Annotated in this window: 18 protein-coding genes and 1 other annotated feature; all 18 genes read right to left on the bottom strand. The window is 38.3% G+C overall.

Translation table 11 applies throughout. The features are described 5' to 3' along the window. Complete coding sequence (locus G6O73_RS02425) at nt 1-1,155, bottom strand: cysteine desulfurase family protein (protein WP_057885736.1); 1,155 nt, start codon at nt 1,153-1,155, stop codon at nt 1-3. A gap of 38 nt (nt 1,156-1,193) precedes the next feature. Next, entirely contained in the window at nt 1,194-1,889 is a 696-nt protein-coding gene (locus G6O73_RS02420; protein ID WP_057885735.1) for a 5'-methylthioadenosine/adenosylhomocysteine nucleosidase, read from the bottom strand. A gap of 13 nt (nt 1,890-1,902) precedes the next feature. Continuing rightward, nucleotides 1,903-2,157 carry a hypothetical protein gene (locus tag G6O73_RS02415; protein ID WP_057885734.1) on the bottom strand — a complete coding sequence of 85 codons (255 nt, stop codon included), beginning with the start codon at nt 2,155-2,157 and terminating at the stop codon, nt 1,903-1,905. Between the two features lie 4 nt (nt 2,158-2,161). Next, the gene (locus G6O73_RS02410; RefSeq protein WP_057885733.1) at nt 2,162-2,716 is read right to left on the bottom strand and encodes an NUDIX hydrolase; all 555 of its coding nucleotides are present in this window, start codon (nt 2,714-2,716) and stop codon (nt 2,162-2,164) included. Continuing rightward, nucleotides 2,706-3,698 (bottom strand): diaminopimelate epimerase, encoded by a 993-nt coding sequence (dapF, locus tag G6O73_RS02405; protein WP_057885732.1) that lies wholly within the window; start codon nt 3,696-3,698, stop codon nt 2,706-2,708. Before dapF ends, G6O73_RS02410 begins: the two co-directional genes overlap by 11 nt. A 160-nt stretch (nt 3,699-3,858) precedes the next feature. Next, the gene (locus G6O73_RS02400; protein WP_219935191.1) at nt 3,859-5,250 is read right to left on the bottom strand and encodes an ISLre2 family transposase; all 1,392 of its coding nucleotides are present in this window, start codon (nt 5,248-5,250) and stop codon (nt 3,859-3,861) included. 159 nt (nt 5,251-5,409) lie between these two features. After that, a complete protein-coding gene (gene ileS, locus G6O73_RS02395; RefSeq protein WP_057886926.1) occupies nt 5,410-8,205 on the bottom strand; it encodes an isoleucine--tRNA ligase in 2,796 nt (931 codons plus the stop codon). A 38-nt stretch (nt 8,206-8,243) separates the two neighbouring features. Beyond that, nucleotides 8,244-8,473: a binding site (T-box leader), on the bottom strand. Further along, the gene (locus tag G6O73_RS02390) at nt 8,468-9,193 is read right to left on the bottom strand and encodes a DivIVA domain-containing protein (RefSeq protein WP_057886925.1); all 726 of its coding nucleotides are present in this window, start codon (nt 9,191-9,193) and stop codon (nt 8,468-8,470) included. It overlaps the preceding feature by 6 nt. Before the next feature lie 24 nt (nt 9,194-9,217). Then, a complete protein-coding gene (locus tag G6O73_RS02385) occupies nt 9,218-10,003 on the bottom strand; it encodes a YlmH family RNA-binding protein (protein WP_057886924.1) in 786 nt (261 codons plus the stop codon). 12 nt (nt 10,004-10,015) lie between these two features. Beyond that, the gene (locus tag G6O73_RS02380; protein ID WP_057886923.1) at nt 10,016-10,276 is read right to left on the bottom strand and encodes a YggT family protein; all 261 of its coding nucleotides are present in this window, start codon (nt 10,274-10,276) and stop codon (nt 10,016-10,018) included. Between the two features lie 10 nt (nt 10,277-10,286). Next, nucleotides 10,287-10,715, bottom strand: coding sequence for a cell division protein SepF (locus tag G6O73_RS02375; protein WP_057886922.1), 429 nt, complete (start codon nt 10,713-10,715; stop codon nt 10,287-10,289). 27 nt (nt 10,716-10,742) lie between these two features. After that, nucleotides 10,743-12,017, bottom strand: a complete 1,275-nt coding sequence (gene ftsZ, locus G6O73_RS02370; RefSeq protein WP_057886921.1) for a cell division protein FtsZ — start codon at nt 12,015-12,017, stop codon at nt 10,743-10,745. An 18-nt stretch (nt 12,018-12,035) separates the two neighbouring features. Continuing rightward, nucleotides 12,036-13,373, bottom strand: a complete 1,338-nt coding sequence (gene ftsA, locus G6O73_RS02365) for a cell division protein FtsA (RefSeq protein WP_057886920.1) — start codon at nt 13,371-13,373, stop codon at nt 12,036-12,038. Between the two features lie 147 nt (nt 13,374-13,520). Then, entirely contained in the window at nt 13,521-14,369 is an 849-nt protein-coding gene (locus tag G6O73_RS02360) for a cell division protein FtsQ/DivIB (RefSeq protein WP_057886919.1), read from the bottom strand. Nucleotides 14,370-14,384: 15 nt separating this feature from the next. Beyond that, the gene (gene murG / locus G6O73_RS02355) at nt 14,385-15,470 is read right to left on the bottom strand and encodes an undecaprenyldiphospho-muramoylpentapeptide beta-N-acetylglucosaminyltransferase (protein WP_057886918.1); all 1,086 of its coding nucleotides are present in this window, start codon (nt 15,468-15,470) and stop codon (nt 14,385-14,387) included. Between the two features lie 3 nt (nt 15,471-15,473). Continuing rightward, on the bottom strand, nt 15,474-16,847 hold the full coding sequence (gene murD / locus G6O73_RS02350) for a UDP-N-acetylmuramoyl-L-alanine--D-glutamate ligase (RefSeq protein WP_057886917.1): 1,374 nt from the start codon (nt 16,845-16,847) through the stop codon (nt 15,474-15,476). A 20-nt stretch (nt 16,848-16,867) separates the two neighbouring features. Beyond that, nucleotides 16,868-17,830, bottom strand: coding sequence for a phospho-N-acetylmuramoyl-pentapeptide-transferase (gene mraY / locus G6O73_RS02345; RefSeq protein WP_057886916.1), 963 nt, complete (start codon nt 17,828-17,830; stop codon nt 16,868-16,870). Further along, a complete protein-coding gene (locus G6O73_RS02340) occupies nt 17,827-19,317 on the bottom strand; it encodes a UDP-N-acetylmuramoyl-L-alanyl-D-glutamate--2,6-diaminopimelate ligase (protein ID WP_057886915.1) in 1,491 nt (496 codons plus the stop codon). Before G6O73_RS02340 ends, mraY begins: the two co-directional genes overlap by 4 nt. Nucleotide 19,318 lies beyond the last annotated feature (1 nt).

Raw genomic sequence — 19,318 nt, 5'->3', positions numbered from 1 at the left:
TTAACTCCGTTTCAATTTCTGAGTGATTTTTGTTAAAACATCAACTAGATAAGTAATATCTTTCGCTGTGTTCTGGCTGCCAAAACTAAATCGCAGTGATTCTTGCAGTCGCGGACTAGTTGCACCATACATAGCAGTCAAAACATGTGATGGTTCAACACTACCCGCAGTACAAGCTGAACCAGCAGAAGCCGCAATCCCATGCAAATCCAAATTTGTCAATAATGGAACTGATTGGCATCCCTTAAACCACAAATTCAAAACATGCTGCAATTTGTCTGGTGACTGTCCGCCGTTAACAGCAAAATCAACTCCATTGGTTTTCAATCCCCGCAATAATTGTTGCTGTAATTCAGCATATTTAGCTTGTTTTACTGCTTTTGTCTTTGAATCCAATAACGACACCGCCTTAGCAAAGCCAGCAATTGCTGGAATATTCTCTGTCCCTGCTCGACGTTTTAATTCCTGATCGCCACCCTTAATTAGTGAAGGAATTTTAACCCGATTCGAGCGATAAAGGAAGCCTAAAAACTTGGGCCCGTTCAACTTATGGGCTGAAGTTGAGAGCAAGTCAATTTGATCTGCTTGCACATCAATATCTAATAGTCCATAAGCTTGAACTGCATCTGTATGAAACCATGCGTTTGAGGCAGCCACAATTTGGCCGATCTCATGAATTGGTTGATGACTACCAACTTCATTATTTCCCATCATAATCGAAACTAGCGTCGTATCCGGTCGCAATGCCTCTTTTAAATCTGCCAAGGAAATTAACCCCTGCTGATCGACTGGTAAATAAGTTACTTCAAACCCCAACCCTTCTAGATATTTCAGAGGTTTTAAAATAGCTTCATGTTCAATCGCAGTCGAAATCAAATGTTTTCCCTGACTTTGACGAGCTAAGGCTGTTTCAATGATTGCCGTATTATCACTCTCAGTTCCACCGCTAGTAAAAACAATCTGATCATCTTGGGTAGCATTAATTGATTGAGCAATTAAATGCCGACTATCATCCAAAACTTTACGTGCCTGGCGACCAAAAAAGTGGACACTGGATGCATTACCAAAAACTGTCCTCATGGCCTGAGTCATTGTCTCAATGACGGCTGGATCCATCGGAGTCGTTGCCGCATTGTCTAAATAAATATGTTCCACGATTATTACTCCTTGTTTACTTGCCTGTTATTTCTAAATTATTGGGCTTGATCAGTCAAAAAATTCAAAATCATCGCTGCTGAACGATGACCAGCTTCAATTACAAATTCATCAAATGATTGACTGGCCTGCCCATCAGCTGTGTCTGACATTGCTCTAACAACTGCAAAAGGTTTTTTAAATTGATGGGCTGCTTGACCAACTGCTGCCCCTTCCATCTCACAACTTAGAGCATTCGGAAAATTTTGTTTAATTGCTGCAATAGCCGTTTCACTAGCAACAAATTGATCGCCAGAAACAATTAAACCCTTTTTAACATTCAAAGTAGTTCTAGCAGCAGCTTGTTCTAACTGACGTGCTAACATTTGATTAGCTGCAAAGCTAACCGGTTGCTGTGGCAATTGGCCAATATGATATCCAAAAGCAGTTGCATCAACATCATGATACGCAACTTGATCAGCAATCACTACATCACCTACCTGTAATCCCGTTGCGATTCCACCAGCTGAACCCGAATTAATCACTGCATCAACCTGAAATTCAGCAAACAATAAGGCTGTCGTCATTCCCGCTTGAACTTTGCCAATTCCTGAACGAGTTAAAACGACCTTCTGTTGCTGACAATAACCTTCATAAAAATCAATTCCGGCAATTGTCGTTTCTTGACAATCCGTTAAGGATGCTCGCAAATCCTTAATTTCTTCTTCCATTGCACACAAAATACCATATTTCATAATTTAACCCTCTTTAGAAATTAATAAAAATCATAAAGCAATATACTAAAATAATTGCTACTACCAAATAAAAGATTATCCAATTTAAGCGACGGGCCAATCGCTGATGACTGGCGTTCACTTTTTCTGCTTTAGTTTGCCTTAGATGAGCTGTCCGACTATAGTTAGTTTCATCAACAGTTTCATTAGATTCAATTGGCTTTTCTTCACCCGGCGTTTCTTCCAAATGACGACCATGGTGCTGTCTAAAAAATTGGGAAAGTTTCAATAAATCATCCTTTCGCTTGAGTCTGAAGCAATTTCCAATACCAAACTGCCATTAAAGTTTTGCTATCACAAATTTCACCCTGCTCTACAGCCTGATCAGTTTCTTCCATAGTTAATTCAACCAATTCTAAAAATTCATCTGCATCTTGTGGTAATTTTTTTTGCACTGGTTGTAAATCATGAGCTAAATACAAATACATTTTTTCATCCGCAAAACCAGGGGAAGTGTAAAAAACAGCAATTTTTTCCAATCTTTTTGCTGTCAGTCGAACTTCCTCGTTCAACTCACGTTCGGCTGTTACAGAGGGACTTTCATTAATCTCGATTTTCCCTGCTGGAATTTCTAAAGTCGTCTTGCTTAATGGTTGTCGCCATTGCCGGACTAAAATCAGCTTATCTTGAGCCGCAGTTAAGCAGAGTAAGGCAACAGCACCGTGATGACGGACAATTTCTCGCTGTGCTGTTTGACCATTGGGAAGCTCAACCGTTTGTTCTTCCAAATTAATGATTCGACCATGATAAATTGATTTAGTGGTTAATACCTTTTCTTCAAAGTTCACTTTTTTTCAACCCCCTGACAAAGTTTTCATAAGCCTGTTGTTCACCAGTTTCTTCCCAAGTAATTGCCTTAAAATCTCCTTGAAGTGCATCAGCCAGTGGAACAGTCACCTTGGCTACAAAGGTTGCATTGCCAATCAATGAAATCCAGTAAGATTTATTCGAACGCTGATGTGCCACTGTTTTAACCATTCCACCAGGATTTTGAACTTCGATTTGCTGTTCAAAATTTTGCGGCTGATATAATAAAACATACATTAAGCTAGCAGCTGACATTGCTGTACCACAAGCATTGGTGTAACCCACACCACGTTCATAAGTCCTAACAAAAATTTTATTTTCTGCCAAAATTTCAACAAAACTGACGTTAACTCCATCAGGAAAATATGGATTTTTGCCATCATTTAGATAGCTGGCAATCTCACCTAATTTAGAACCAATCAATTGCTGATGACTTACAAAAGCAATCAAATGAGGATTAGGTACCGCAACAGCTGAAAATTTAAAATCAGTTGCTATTTCTGGTAATTCCTGATTAATTAATTTCTCTCGCCCTGCAAAATGCATTTTCAAATCTTTAGCAGCAAAACTGACCGGTGAAATTTCTGCAGCAAAAACCTTTACTTGTGGCGCAAAATCGGTAGATTGTTTAACTTGCAAATCTGCATACATTGTTTGGACCTTAAAAGTTGCCTGCTGGTTTTGCAAACTTAAATAACGAGCAACTGTCCGTAATCCATTACCACACATACTAGCTTCGCTGCCATCAGCATTGATAACTCGCATTCTGCCAACTGCGGCTGATTCCTTTGAACTAGCACCAACTGCCAAGACACCATCTGCTCCACCATGCAAACCAGTTTTTCGATTACAAATTTTTTCTGCTAGCAACTGCAATTGACTTTCAGCTAGCGGCTGCTTAAACTGTTGCTGATCTAAAATAAAAAAATCATTTCCTGAACCATGAACCTTGAGTAACTTCATACTATTTCCTCCGTGTTATCTTGCTTGAATTATCAACAATCAGATTCTGTTCATATAATATCATATTATACAACATTCAGTTAAAAGCACTCAAAAAGGAGTATGTGTCAAGTTTCTCTCGGTAGTTCCAAAAATTGAATCTTTTCTCATCTTAACTATTCTAAAAGATCTTTGCTAGTCTTCCAATCGCCGAACTGCTTGGCGCATCTTGAACTATCCTACCTTGCAGAACTCCTATATGCGGTGCCTGGACTTTCTCAAAAAGCTTGAGACTTGATAATTTGTCCTTAACTTGATGGGTAAATCGTTTTGCCAATTCCTTAAATCTCATTGCTTCCACCAATCCTTCATTCTGTTGCGCATCAATAATTCGCAACATTGCTTTTAACCCGGCCTTACTCCATGATCTTCCTTGACGTTTTAAACGATAGGTGTATCGACGATGGTTACTTTCGCAACTTCCTAATCCATTGGGCTTCTTTACCCCTCGTAACTTTGCTGGCTTAATATATTGCCAATTCCGCTTTAGGTAATTCTCTAGTTTCCGTAATGCCATTCGCTTTTCTTGACCAGCTTGATCTTCTTTTGTTATTCTGCTTTCCGCAGTATCTAAAATCACTCTTACCTGATCCCAATTCCAAGAATAAACAGCTTTCTTCATCGGCTTTATTAACTCAAAATCAAAACTAAGTCTTTCCTGAAGCTTACGGTTCAAATGATATTGATCCAAAAAATGTTCTTGCTTAAGACAATCTGGTGCCAACTCTTTGAATACCTCAGCTTCATAACCACTGCCATTGTCACTTCCAGAAATAATTATCGTCTTCTTTAAATCATAATGAGCCTGTAGATATTCACTTACTTCTTTCATTGCCTGTTGACGATCAAGACTACTGATGATATGACGATTAATCAGTTCGCGGCGCTTCCCATTCTTTCGTATCCCTTCATAAATCTGAAAACGATGGACAAAAAGATTCCTTATTTGTCGATTATGATGAAATGCTTGCTGCTTAACGCTGAAGGCATCGCCTTCTAGATAAAGAATCATTGGTTTATTTTTTCCCACAGTATCATTTATTCCCTGCTGCCGCTGATAATTATCTATCCGTGCACCAGCCTCTTTAATAACACCGGCAACTTTTTGATGACTCATTGATATTGGAGTCAATAAATTTACTGCACTTGCCACCGTGCGCATAACCCCCTTGGAAGCTAAGCCCGATACTCGCGCTAATAGTAAAGGTGAATAGCGTTTGCGTGGCTTGATTCCTAAATGTCTATCTAACAAATAGACATGATAACCACCTGTTTCTTCTACCAACCGACGTTTAAAAGTTACTTCACCAAAAAGAAACTGAATTGTCCTTTGATCCCGTCGCAGCACTTTTACATTTGCATCTTTTTCTAACTCTTGATCCAACTGTTCTAAAGAAGTTCCTAACGCTTCGCATAATAAGCTTGAAAATAATCGTAGAATTTTAAGCTCTGCTTCCAATAAATCATTTGAACTCTTTAAAATTTCCACAATTTCTGATACAATTTCAGTCATAGAGGGCCGCTCCTTCTCCTTGTTTTTAGTTGATTCAATTAGAAGGATAGCGGCCTTCTTTTTATTTGAAAACCCCTTACTGAGAAAAACTTTACCTAACCAAAAAGGACTGTGACAATATTTTGTCCAGCCCTCTTCTCTTATAGAAACAAAATTTATTTAATCTGTTAAGCCATCTGTCAAAGCTGCAGGATATTCAGTTTCAACCAATTTAGCACAGCGCCCACATAGTTGTGGTAAATTAGCATCACTGCCCACGTCAGTTCTAATCATTCGGCAACGAGGGCAAACTTCCCCCGCGGCATGTTCAACCAAAACGGCTCGATCACGATACTTGATCGCATTTGCTGGAGCAGCTTCAAAATCTTGAATGTCCAACGCTGAAATAATTAAATCCTGCCGTAAATCAGTTTCAAGTGCAGCCAAATGTTCCTGATCTTCCGGTTTTAAGAATAAGGTAACATGTGCTTCAAATGACTTACCAATTAATTTTTCATTGCGTGCCGTTTCCAAAGCTTTAAAGACATCACTACGAACTGCCATAAACTCTCCCCACAGTGCCAATTTTTTGGCTTCATCATTAAAGTGGGCAACTTCTGGCATTTCAGCCAATTGTGCATAGTCTTCCGGTTCTTTCAAATATTGCCAAATTTCTTCTGTCGTATGTGGTAAAACTGGTGTCAACAATTTAGTTAATCGAACTGCAACATCATACAAAACTGTCTGCATTGAACGACGTCGTTGACTTGCTTCACCTTCAATATACACAACATCCTTTGCAATATCTAGATAAAATGCGGATAAATCGCTTGTCACAAAATTCAACAATTTTTTATAAATATTCATAAAATCATATTGAGCATAACCATCAAGCACTTCTTTGGTAAACTGATTAATTTTAATTTCCATATACTGATCCAATGAAGCCATTTCTTCAAATGATACCTGATCAGTTTCTGGTTCAAAATCAGTTGTATTAGCTAACAAGAAACGAATTGTATTGCGAATCTTCCGGTATGCTTCTGAAATTTGGCTAAAGCTTTCCATTGAAACCCGAACATCAGCCGACGAATCAACACTTAACACCCATAGACGGATAATTTCAGCACCAAATTGTTTAATAACTTTAGCTGGAACAATTGTATTTCCTAAAGATTTACTCATCTTACGACCCTTACCGTCAAGCGTAAATCCTTGTGACAAAACCTGTTTATATGGTGCGTGACCCGAAACAGCTACACTGGTAATCAAACTTGAGTTAAACCAGCCGCGATACTGATCAGATCCTTCAAGATACATATCACATGGGTAAGTTAAATAATCCCGTGCGGCCAGTACTCCTTGATGAGATGAGCCTGAGTCAAACCAAACATCCATAATGTCATTTTCTTTAGTGAACTTACCATTAGGAGAATGTTCACTAGTAAAACCAACTGGCAAAAGATCCTTAGCTTCGCGTTGGAACCAAATATTTGACCCATTTTCTTCAATTAAGTCGGCAACATGGTTAACCGTTTCTTTGGTAATAATTGCTTCACCATCTTCACCATAGAAAATTGGTAATGGAACACCCCAAACGCGTTGACGCGAGATTACCCAATCGCCACGATCAGCAATCATATTATGCAAGCGTTTTTGACCCCAATCTGGGAAGAACTTAACTTCATCAATTGCATCCAAAATTTCTGTTCGAATTTTGTCAACTGAAGCAAACCATTGCGGCGTTGCTCGGAAAATAATTGGTTTTTTGGTCCGCCAATCGAAGGGATAACTATGTTCAATTGGCATGTACTTCAGTAATAGTCCAGCTGCTTTTAATTTATTAAGTGAAATTTCATTAGCATCATCATAGAAAACACCTGCAAAATCTTTACCAGTATCCGGTGTCAAGTAGCCCTTATCATCAACTGGAACATAAATATCCAAACCGTATTGTTTACCAACATTGAAATCATCTTCACCAAAGCCAGGAGCTGTATGAACCAATCCAGTCCCTGCATCTAAAGTTACAAAGTCGCCCAACATGGTCAACAATTTTCGTTCAGGATAAAAAGGATGCTGTGCGGTTACATATTCCAAGTCTTGACCTTTGAATGTTTTAACAACTTGATACTGTTGCCAACCAAATAACTCGGCACATTTCTCAATTAATTCAGCTGCCAAAACAAATTTACGTTCTTCACCGACTGGTTTAACCAATGCATAATCAAAATCCCGATCAACCGTAATTCCTTCAGAAGCTGGAATTGTCCATGGTGTAGTTGTCCAAACAACTAAATAGGTGTTCTCGTCCAAAACTCCTTTACCATCAATCACTTTTTCACCATAAAATGCTGATGGTGATGTCACATCATGATATTCAACTTCAGCTTCGGCTAAAGCGGACTCCGAAGACCATGACCAAAAAACTGGTTTTTTGCCTTTATAGATCAAGCCTCGTTCAGCCATTTTGCCGAAAACTCGAATTTCTTGAGCTTCAAATTTTGGATCTAGTGTCAAATAAGGATTATCCCATTCACCAGCTACACCCAAGCGTTTAAAATCGGCACGTTGTTTGTCAACTTGCTTCAAAGCATATTCACGACATTTTTCTCGAAAATCAGCAACTGATAAAGTTTTTCGATCGACTCCAGCCTTTTTCAATTGTTGTTCAATTGGCAGGCCATGCGTGTCCCATCCTGGAACATATGGACTACGGAATCCCATCATTGATTTTGAACGGACAATAAAATCTTTCGAAATTTTATTTAATGCATGTCCCATATGAATATTTCCGTTTGCATATGGCGGTCCATCATGCAATACAAATGTTGGTTTACCTTCATTTAGCTTTTGACGTTGCTCATAAACTTTATTTTCTTCCCATTCATTTTGTCGCTCTACTTCACGTACTGGTAAATTTCCACGCATTGGAAATTTAGTCTTACCTAGATTTAACGTTTCTTTGACTCGCATTTGATCACCCTTTCGAAAAATAAAAAAGAACCCGTCCGTAAAGGGACGAATTCTTCGTGGTACCACCCAGATTTAAGAACACAATGTTAATACTGTATTCTTCTCTAACATTGGTTAACGGTTATGAACCGGCAAAACCTACTTTGGTTCAGTTTTACTTTCTTGAGCAGATGATAATCAATTTAGTGTTGGGTTCGACTTTTCACCAAAACGTCGACTCTCTAAACCATCTGCTAAATTAATCTTGTTCTGCTTTAATTAACTATTTCTTTTGTGAATCCTCAGAAAAGTGCTGTCCTTCATCTTCCTCATCAGGGAAAATAACAACTGCCTTTTTTGTTGAATCTTCTGATACTAATGCTGCAGCTTCATCATCAGTCGGTTCAACAGTTTCACTGTTTGAGACTGATTGTACTGCCTTAGCTGCCTGCTTGTCAAGGTCTTCATCGCGACGAATTACTTCTTGAATTGCTTCATAGTCGCTAGTATCCCCCTGACGCAAAATATCGTCCCATTCGCTTCCTTTAACGACTTCCAACTGTGATTCCAACATAACTTGTAACTTCTGACGGAAAATACGTGCTTGTTTTTTCAAATCGTCCGTTTCAAAAATTAATCTCTTTGCTTTTTGTGAAGCTTGTTCAATAATCTCATGGGCTTTCTCATGAGCCTCAGAAATTACATCCTCTGCTTGTTTCTGAGCTTCACGTTTAGTGATGTCAGCCTCACGCTGTGAATTAGATTTCACGCGATCAGCGGCTTCTTGTGCAACAATAATAGATTGATTTAATGAATCTTTTAGATCGTTAAAATACTTTAATTTTTCCTGATTTTGCTTCAGTGATTCCGTCAAACGACTATTATCTTTGAGAGTCATCTCATAATCTTTGATAATTTGGTCTAAGAAATCATTTACTTCATCTTGATCATAACCACGCAATTTTACACGAAATTCTTTATTATGAATATCTAACGGGGTCAATGCCATATCCCCAACACCTCCAGCTATGTATTATTTTTTTAAAATATCTACTTGCAAATGAATTCGTCCGCGTTTAGAAACACCTGTTGTACTAACTAATTTTACTCTGCCATATCCACGCACTGATAAAACATCCTGTAATTTCAATTGCGTATCTGGTCGATTTAAACGAGACCAGTTTAATTGAACTTTATCAGCCGCCAAAAGTTCCTTAGCTTTTTTACGTGAAAAATGAAAAACCATTGCTAACACTGTGTCTAATCGCCATGATAAAACTGAAATTTCAGCTCTTTGCCAGTCAATTGCTGGTGAAAGAACTTGACTTAATAATGTAGTTTCAAATTTGACCTTAGTGCGACCAATCCGATCTACTTGATTAATCAAATACTGAGCAATTTTTTGATCAACAACTACTTGCCATTGTTGATCATCAGTTATAATATCACCAATAACTTGACGCTGTAAGCCACTTCCCAAAATTGTTCCCAAAATCTGACTATGTTTAAGTTGCGCAAACTTAATTGGATAACGCAATTGGAGTAGGGTTAATTCAAAATCATCTTGCCTTGGTTTAAAATAAGTTGGGTAAAAAATTCCCCGCTGTCGTTCTGCATCTTTAAATCCGCCCCAACTTTTAAATTTTACTAAACCATTATCTGGCAATAAAGCAGCAATAATCACCCGCTCCCGCGGATCTAAAAAGTTTGTTAGAATTGGGCGATATTCACTTTCAGCTTGATTAATTAAATCGCTAAATTCAGCTATTAAAGGTGCTTCTTCTGAACGAAAATGTTGATAAACTGCTTCTGATTGCAAACCTTTACCCTCTCAAAAAAACATGCTTACAACTAACACTAATCCATTTTGAATAAACTGCAACGCTATAAGTGCAACAATTGGTGAAAAACTAATTCCCCCAATCGGCGGAATAAAACGATCAAAAAAATCTAGATATGGTTGACAAAAACGCCCTAATAATTGTCCAAAGCGACTTTGCTGCGCATTTGGAAACCATGACATTAATACATATATCACCAATGCCAAAGAGTATAATTCAAATAGTCGATTAATTATTGTTAAAATTAGCAACTAGACACTCCTAACTGAATTCATCATTATCAAAGTTACCAGCCAAACTTCCTTCAACTGCAAATCCCCGTGGTGTACATAGAAAAATTTGATCACCGATTCGTTGAATTTCACCATTAATTGCAAAAATAGTTCCAGTCAGAAAATCAACAACTCTGCGAGCCTGGTCATCATCCATTCGCTGGAAATTTACAACTACCGCCTGATCACTAATTAGTTTTCCAGCGATTGACTTCACATCAGAATAAATTCTTGGTTCAAAGAGTGCGATTTTCTTTTCAGCACCTGTTCGACCTTTATCAGTAATTGAAACCACCTTCTGACCGTGTGTTGCAAAAACTGGCTCTGAATTAACAGCTTGTTCTTCTGGAAAAGTATTTTCATCATACTCTTCTGCTTCGACACCAAAAAAGCGGCTAATCTTGTTACCAATTCCCATTGAAATCACCCCTTATTTGGAATAAATTTACTTACGACGGTGTCTGAAAAATGGTGGCTTATTTAAATCATCAGCTTCACTTTCATTTTCTTCTTGTGCCGTATCCATTTTAAAAACGTCAAACTTCTTTTTCTCAACATTATCAAAATCAACTTGCCGTTCTTGAGATTCCCGCTTATTATCGGAAAATTCCCGACGTAAATCCCAATCATGAAGGGGATCATTTTCTGAAACTTGATGTGGTTTTGTTTCTGATGAATCTTCTTCGATTGAAGTTGTTTGTTCATTTCTGGTCGGTCTTACTGGGTTAAAGTTTGCTCGTCGCTGAATTTTACTTTCACGTTTCTTTTTGTCAATTCCTGTTGCAATCACGGTTACAACTACTGTATCTTCCAGCTCATTATTGATGGAGGTTCCAAAAATAATATTCACATCGCTGGTAGCAGCCTGCGCAACAACTTCAGATGCATCTTGTGCCTCAAACAAGCTCAAATCAGGACCACCAGTAATATTGAGCAAGACTTGCTCCGCACCATCAATTGAAACCTCTAGTAAAGGAGATGAAATTGCTTTTTTAGTAGCTTCAACCGTTCGATTCTCACCATTTGCTGAACCAATCCCCATTAAAGCTGAGCCTTGATTTTCCATTACTGTTTTTACATCAGCAAAATCTAAGTTAACATAACCCGGTGAAGTAATTAAATCAGAAATTCCTTGAACCCCTTGGCGTAAAACGTTATCTGCTTCTTTAAATGCATCCATAATTGGCGTCTTTTTATCAACGATTTCCAACAAACGGTCATTAGCAATAATTACTAAAGTATCCACGTGTTCTTTCATTTGTGAAACACCTTCGGCTGCATAACGTGCACGTTTGGGTCCTTCAAAACTAAATGGGCGTGTCACAACTCCAACTGTTAAGGCACCTTGTTCCTTAGCAATTTTAGCGATAATCGGAGCGGCTCCAGTTCCGGTTCCTCCACCCATTCCGGCTGTTACAAAAATCATATCAGCACCCTTAAGTGTTTCAGCGATAGCTTCTTCGCTTTCTTGAGCGGCTTTGTTACCAATTTCAGGATTTGAACCCGCTCCAAGACCACGAGTTAATTTTGGCCCCAACTGAATTTTAGATTCAGCATTTGATCCTTTAAGAGCTTGAACATCAGTGTTTGCAACGATGAATTCAACTCCTTTGACATCATCAGCAATCATGCGATTAACAGCGTTGCCACCAGCTCCGCCAACACCGATAACTTTAATATTTGCACCTGTATTTTCATTTGTATCCAGTGAAAACTCCATGCCTTTTACCTCCATTTATCAATCAAAAAAAGTACTGAAAAATTTTTTTATACCATCAAATGTTCCTTTATGATCACGGTCAACTTTTTCCTGTGAAACTTCTTCTTGCCTCACTTGATTTTCCAGCTCATCTGTTTCGGCTTGCCGACCACTTTCTGGTGAAATGCTTGCGGGTAATTCCATTTCAGGAAAAACTGCTTTTTTGACAACTCTAACAATTTCACTTTGATGCGCACTATATTCAATTAAACCAATTACTTGAGTAAAAGAAGGGTGCCGCAATCCCATTTGTGAAGGGACAAACAACCGGACATTTGTCTCAAATACTTCTTCAGCCAAATCCTTAACGCCCGGTAAGGCAGCCTGACCACCTGTAATGACAATTCCACCGGGTAATTGTAAAGCTGAAATATCATTCAGCACAGTTTTCAAGCGATTAAAAATTTGTGTTAGTCTTGCTTCAATAATCTCCGCTAAATATTCACTTGTGAATTCTCCCGGATCGGCTTGACCAACAACTTCAACATTAAAAGTTTCATCCTTAGGAGCTAAAAAGCCGGCTGCATAGCCATAGTTGCGCTTTATTTTTTCTGCGTTGCCTAATGAAGTATTTAAAACAACCGAAATATCCTTGGTAATAAACTGTCCACCTTCTTGATCAACATATGTATATTTCAACTTGTGATCGTGAACGACTGCAGCAGTTGCCTGCCCGCCTCCTAAATCAATCAATACTGAACCAAAATCTTGTTCACCATCGGTTAATGCTAAACTTGCCAAAGCTAACGGAGCGACCACAACATCAGTAACATGTAAACCTGCACGTTCAACACAACTTAAAGTATTATGCAGAATTGTTTTCGGGCCAGTGTAAACAACGCCCTTCATCTCTAAGCGGACGCCAACCATGCCGCGGGGATCTTTAATTCCGTCAAATCCATCCACTGTAAATTCGTCTGGAATAACGTCAACTATTTGCCTTTCAGGTGGTAACTGTTGAATTAAGGCTGCCCTAGTCACTCGCATTACATCTTGCGAATTAATTTCCTTAGCCCCATCACCTTGTTTATTAACAGCTATCATACCGCTGCACGGTTCAATTTCAAGTAAATTAGCCGGTAATCCAACTTGAACATCCTTAATTTTTAAACTGGCCTTTTCTTCGGCTTGGGTAATCGCTCGATTGATTGCCTTAACAGCATGATCGATATCAATCACAACCCCACGACTAAGGCCATCGGAACGTTCACTTCCAACACCAATAATATTAAGCTGGCCCTTTAGATATTCCGCAACTATCACTTTGATTGAAGTTGTCCCAATATCTAATCCGACATATATTCCAGATTTCTCCATCAATTGAGCCTCCTTCTCTCAAATTTTAATCAAAAAACAAGTTTTGTAGATATTATTTATCATTCATTTCGATAGTTTAATTTTACCACACCCATTAGCAATATTACACGTTTCAGGTTGCAGAAAAATTACATTTTATCAAAATTACTAATTCAACTGATAAGAAAATGCACCGACTTGAAGATCAATCATTACCTTACCTGAAGTTTGTGCCTTAATTTCAGGATAGTATTTCATTTTCCGAGCAAAACTAGTGGTTGTCGCCAAAACTTGGTTCCCGTCGTTCATATAGAGATGCAGTTTCTGCTGGTCAGTTTTAGTTGGTTCTGCATGAATTTCCGAGATCGCGCGGACAATTTTAGGCGACAATAGCTGAACTTGTTGGACAGTTGTCTTTAACAATTTTTGATCCGCAAATCCAACGTAAAGTGGTGTGTTTCCCTGAGGGCTTGAATGAGCCAAATGTGAGATTTTGCCATTCAGTCCTAAACGATAAAATTGATTATTTTTTTCTACATACCCCAGGTTACGATTAAAAATAAGTTTAAACTGAACGTTTCTGCCTGTGATTGAGAAATTTACCTGCTTTACTTCTGGCATTTTTTTTCGAAGTTGTTTTTCCAATTTTTTCTGTTTGAGAAAAGCTCCTACTACATAATCGCCAGACTTTAATCCACTGAACTTGATAACTTGTTTTTCCAACTTTGGAGAGAGCCCTAGTACGTCAACTTCAGTAATTTTGCTATAAGGTGAAATAAAATAAAGTGAACCAAGCAGTAAAATTGTAAATCCCAACAAATTAAGAATTAGAGCCCTTTTTAACCGCTTGTGGTGCAAGGCAACTAATTCTGGTAGTTTATTGCCAATTCTTTTTTTATGCAAAAAGTCGAATCTTTTTCTACTATTTTGCTGTTTTCGTTCAATCTGAGCTTTTTCCCATGGGGTCAGAGGAACTGAGGTTTTAATAATTTGTTTGTTTTTCTTTTTACCTGCCATTCCCCAACACCTCTTTTATTTGCTTATTGCTTGCAATTGGCGCAACACCTGATCTGCTGCATCTGGTACTCCTGCTGTTTTGGCTTTTTTTGCCATTTGACTTCTTAATTTTTGATCCGCCAACAAACGATCAATTTCTTTAGTCAAAATCGCCTCGTCCAACTGATCTTCACGAATCATTACTGCGGCTGAAATTTTTACTAAACTCTGTGCATTGTGTGTTTGATGATCATGTGTTACATAAGGACTTGGAATTAAAATTGATGGAATTCCCAACGCGGTAATTTCCGCCAAGCTGGTGGCTCCTGCGCGACCAACAATACAACTAATTTCTGGTAAAATTTGTGGCATATTTTCAATATAGGGTTCTACAACAACATTAGTTGGTAAATTATTGATTAATTGTTTGATTTTCTGATAATGAACACTCCCCGTCACAAACAAGACTTGATATGGCTTATCAGCAAAATTTTTTAAAGCTGCCACCGTTGCTTCATTTATTCGTCGAGCTCCACGGGAACCGCCAAAAATTAAGACCGTTGGTTTGTTTGGATTTAATCCTAATTTTTCTAAGTAATTAGTCGGTTGAATATTTGCTACTTGTTGTGCTCGAGGATTTCCGGTGAAAACAACCTTTTTTTCTGGAAATTCATTAGCCGCCTCAGGAAAGCAAATTCCAATTCGATCAACAAAGTGACTTAAAAATTTATTAGTTACTCCAGCAATACTATTTTGTTCGTGAATAAAAGTTGGAATATGCATTCTCGCTGCCGCATAAACAACTGCTCCACAAACATAACCACCAGTTCCAACAACTACATCCGGCTTAAAATCACGAATTATTTTTTTGGCCGTTTCAACACTTTTCAAAAACAGATAAACTGTCTTAAAGTTTTCCAATGACAAAGAACGTTTAAATCCTTGAATTTCAATTGTTTTGAAATCAATGCCAGCTGCTGGAACAATTTTATTTTCTAATCCACGGTGTGTTCCAACGTATAAAACCGCTGCTTGAGGATCTCTTTTTTTCAATTGTTCAATCAATGCCAAGGCAGGATAGATATGCCCACCTGTTCCACCACCTGATATCAGTAAACGCATGACTTATTTTTCCTCCTGTTCAGTTGCTAACTTTTCAATGGCATTAATAAATCGATCTCCACGAACTTCAAAGGTTGGGTACTGATCCCAACTAGCACAAGCTGGGGACAACAAGACAACATCACCGGGCTGACTTAATTGGTAGGCTAGTGGAACAGCACTAATCACATCTTGAGTAAATTCAATCTGTTTAATTCCAGCTTGTTCGCCCGCCGCTGCCATTAATTTAGCCGTTTCACCGAAACAAATCATTGCCCGAACATGCTTGAAGTCAGGAATTAATCTTTCAAAAGTAAATCCTCGATCCAACCCCCCAGCTAAAAGAACAATTGGCTGGTCAAAACTGCCTAAAGCTCTTTCGCAGGCCTCAATATTAGTTGCCTTTGAATCATTATAAAACTTCCGCTGATTAACTGTCATTACATACTGGATACGATGCTTAACACCACTAAAGGTTCGCAACACTTGACAAATTGCCTGATTGTTCTGTCCCATTATCTTGGCCGCAGCAATTGCTGCCAACGCATTCTCAATATTGTGACTGCCAGGAATTTTGATATCAGCAGCTTTAATTATTTTTTCACCCTTAAAATATAAGTATTCACCTTGCTGGTACGCTCCGTTTGGAACAACCGTTTTGCGTGAAAATGGAATAACCTGCGCAGCCGACTTTTGACTTAGATTTCGCCATTCCTCTGAATCCCAATTAATAATCAGGTAATCTTTAGCTGTTTGATTTTTAGTAATTCGTAGCTTGGCTTTGACATAGTTTGCTCGCGAGCCATGATAGTCAGTATGCGCTTCATAGATATTAGTAATAACAGCAACATGTGGCCGCAACTGAGTAATTCCCAGTAATTGAAAACTTGACAATTCAGCCACCATAACATCATTTGTAGTTGCTTTTTGTGCTACTTGACTAGCTGGAATACCAATATTTCCTGCAGAATAAGCTCTTCCAGCCGTCCGATCTTGGTCAAGCATTAAGGTTATCAAAGTGGTAGTGGTGGTTTTACCATTAGTTCCAGTAACTGCAACTAATGGTGAATCTAAAATTTCATAGGCCAATTCAGGTTCAGTTATAATTGGCAAACCAGCCGCTTGTGCCGCTTCAACTAAAGGATTGCTATAGGGAATTCCAGGATTTTTGACCATCAGTTCATTTTGTTTAGCTAATTCCAAAGGATGACTCCCAGTAATCACTTTAATTCCCTGTGTTGTTAAATCTTTAATAACTTGTGGATCTTTAGGAGCATGCAAATCATTTACTGTAACTTTAGCACCTAGCTTAGCTAACAGCTTAGCAGCATTTATTCCGCTTTTTCCCAAACCCAATACCAAAACTTTTTTATCTTGATAGCTCTTAATTACCTTCATTCAATTTACTTCCTTTTAAATTAAAAAATTGTTAGTAAAGCACTAACGCCAGTAATAATTCCCACAAACCAGAATGTCAAATCAATTCGCCATTCACTCCAGCCGCAAAGTTCAAAGTGGTGATGAATAGGACTCATCTTAAAAATCCTTTTTCCGGTTAGTTTGAATGAAGCAACTTGCAAAATTACGCTGGCCGTTTCAATCACAAAAATCAAGCCAATCCATAAAAGCGAGATTTCATGATTAACTAGCATTGAAACAGCTGCTAAAGCTCCACCTAAGGCTAACGATCCCATATCACCCATGAAAATCTTAGCTGGTTTATGATTAAAAATCAAAAATCCTAACAAAGCTCCAATAATTGCTAAACAAAACAATAAAATATCAAATTGCTGTTGGTGTGCAGCAATAATTGCATAAACCGTAAAAGCAATTGTTGCTTGACCAGCTACCAAGCCATCAATTCCATCAGTCAAATTAACCGCGTTCGAAAACCCGACCAGCCAAAAAATTGCAAATATGATAAAGAAAACACCAATTGAAATTTCATAACCGAATAAATGCAAGGATAATGGCAATTCTTCATGATAATAAACAGCCATAAAGACAATTGCACCGATAATTTGTCCTAAAAGTTTTTGCCAAGCTTTTAAACCTTCATTTTGTTTTTTCCAAAGCTTAATTGAATCATCCCAAAAACCCAAACCAGCATATAAAACTAAAATAAACAGCAAGACCAATAATTTCGCACTTAACTGTTGCCAAATAAGTCCACAAACTAGGCTGACTACTAAAATGACTGAATTAAAAATCAAGCCCCCCATTGTCGGCGTGCCTGATTTTTTCTGGTGCCAACTGGGTCCTTCTTCACGAATCATCTGCCCCTGTTTTTTTCGATGAGCATAATTAATAAACTGCGGTAAAAACAAAACCGTCAGTCCCAAACTCAAAACGAGTGAAATAATGCCTTCTACAAATGTCATTTGTTAGCTTGCTCCTTTAATCTTAATGCTTTCATTGCCTCTTCTACATCATCAAAATGATGCTTTTCTTTACCAATGATTTGATAATCTTCATGTCCCTTACCAGCAATCAATACAATATCACCGGTTTGAGCTTGTTGAATCGCATAATTAATTGCCTCGCGCCGTTTAACAAATACCGGAACCCGATCCGGCTGCTCTACTCCACTAAGCATGGACGAAATAATTTTTTGCGGATCTTCGGTCCGTGGGTTATCCGACGTAAAAATTGCCAAGTCACTGTACTTAACCGCAATTTCCCCCATTTTCGGGCGCTTACCATGGTCACGATCACCACCGCAGCCAATTACACAAAGAACCCGTTTTTGAGCCACTTGATCCAGCGTTTCAAGTGCCTTCAATAAACCATCCGGAGTATGCGAATAATCAATCACAGCACTAACTCCGGTTGTTGAAGTCAACAACTGCATTCGTCCTTTGACTCCTGGAAATGCTGTTAATGCAGCTAGAATTTTTTCTACTTTTATTCCAGCAGCATATGCCGCCGCAAAAGCAGCCAGAATGTTATATACATTGAACAGACCAATCATTTTAACTCGTAACGGCCAAACTTGTTCAAAAACATGCAGCTTAAAATCTGTTCCTTGACTATGAATTTTTACATCAGTCGCTTGAATCATCGCTGATCGTTCAATTCCGTATGTTAAAACATGTGCGGCCGTATCTTGCTGTAATTTTTGCCCAACCGGATCGTCAATATTCAAAACCGCAACCTTGTCATCTCCATTACCAGAATATTGATTTCCTAATTGTGAAAACAACAAACTTTTAGCATGCTCATAATTGGCCATCGTTTTATGATAATCAAGATGATCACGACTTAAGTTTGTGAATACTCCGATATCAAAATCAATCCCCCAAACGCGTCCTTGAATCAAAGCAATCGAAGAGACTTCCATTGCGACAGTTGAAACATGCCGCTCAACCATCTTATTTAAAGTCCTTTGGAGCGTGATAATATCTGGAGTAGTATTTTTAGTTGGAAAGATCTCATTACCAACCTTGCGATACATTGTTCCTACTAAGCCAGTTTCTTCTCCTTGAGCTCGAAAAATCGCCTCAATAAGATGCGTAACCGTTGTTTTACCATTAGTTCCAGTAACCCCAATTATCCGTAAAGCTTGGCTAGCATTCCCATAAAAACGGCTACTAAGAATAGCCATAGCTCTTTTTGAGTTTTCAACATAAACCACTGGCACTTCCCCAGTCGCAACTTTATCTTGTGCAATGATCATTTTTGCCCCAGCTTGAATTGCTTGTTCGACAAATCGATGTCCATCAAACTGTGCACCCTTAACTGCCACAAAAATACTATTTTCTACGACTTCCTTTGTGTTTTGCGTTAAAAGAGCTACCGCAAAATCTGCATAGTCTGCTGGAAAAACTTGTTTAAATCTTAGACATTCAATTAATTTGCTTGCTTGCATT

Source organism: Liquorilactobacillus nagelii DSM 13675 (assembly GCF_019444005.1).
Lineage (GTDB): Bacteria > Bacillota > Bacilli > Lactobacillales > Lactobacillaceae > Liquorilactobacillus > Liquorilactobacillus nagelii.
This window is presented reverse-complemented; position numbering and strand designations above follow the sequence as displayed.

What these genes read in the sequence shown, in the direction of transcription:
- G6O73_RS02360 (WP_057886919.1), bottom strand. Translation starts at nt 14,369, where the DNA reads ATGGCAGGTAAAAAGAAAAACAAACAAATTATTAAAACCTCAGTTCCT.
- ftsZ (WP_057886921.1), bottom strand. Translation starts at nt 12,017, where the DNA reads ATGGAGTTTTCACTGGATACAAATGAAAATACAGGTGCAAATATTAAA.
- G6O73_RS02390 (WP_057886925.1), bottom strand. Translation starts at nt 9,193, where the DNA reads ATGGCATTGACCCCGTTAGATATTCATAATAAAGAATTTCGTGTAAAA.
- ileS (WP_057886926.1), bottom strand. Translation starts at nt 8,205, where the DNA reads ATGCGAGTCAAAGAAACGTTAAATCTAGGTAAGACTAAATTTCCAATG.
- ftsA (WP_057886920.1), bottom strand. Translation starts at nt 13,373, where the DNA reads ATGGAGAAATCTGGAATATATGTCGGATTAGATATTGGGACAACTTCA.
- G6O73_RS02340 (WP_057886915.1), bottom strand. Translation starts at nt 19,317, where the DNA reads ATGCAAGCAAGCAAATTAATTGAATGTCTAAGATTTAAACAAGTTTTT.
- dapF (WP_057885732.1), bottom strand. Translation starts at nt 3,698, where the DNA reads ATGAAGTTACTCAAGGTTCATGGTTCAGGAAATGATTTTTTTATTTTA.
- murD (WP_057886917.1), bottom strand. Translation starts at nt 16,847, where the DNA reads ATGAAGGTAATTAAGAGCTATCAAGATAAAAAAGTTTTGGTATTGGGT.
- mraY (WP_057886916.1), bottom strand. Translation starts at nt 17,830, where the DNA reads ATGACATTTGTAGAAGGCATTATTTCACTCGTTTTGAGTTTGGGACTG.
- G6O73_RS02420 (WP_057885735.1), bottom strand. Translation starts at nt 1,889, where the DNA reads ATGAAATATGGTATTTTGTGTGCAATGGAAGAAGAAATTAAGGATTTG.
- murG (WP_057886918.1), bottom strand. Translation starts at nt 15,470, where the DNA reads ATGCGTTTACTGATATCAGGTGGTGGAACAGGTGGGCATATCTATCCT.
- G6O73_RS02375 (WP_057886922.1), bottom strand. Translation starts at nt 10,715, where the DNA reads ATGGGAATTGGTAACAAGATTAGCCGCTTTTTTGGTGTCGAAGCAGAA.
- G6O73_RS02400 (WP_219935191.1), bottom strand. Translation starts at nt 5,250, where the DNA reads ATGACTGAAATTGTATCAGAAATTGTGGAAATTTTAAAGAGTTCAAAT.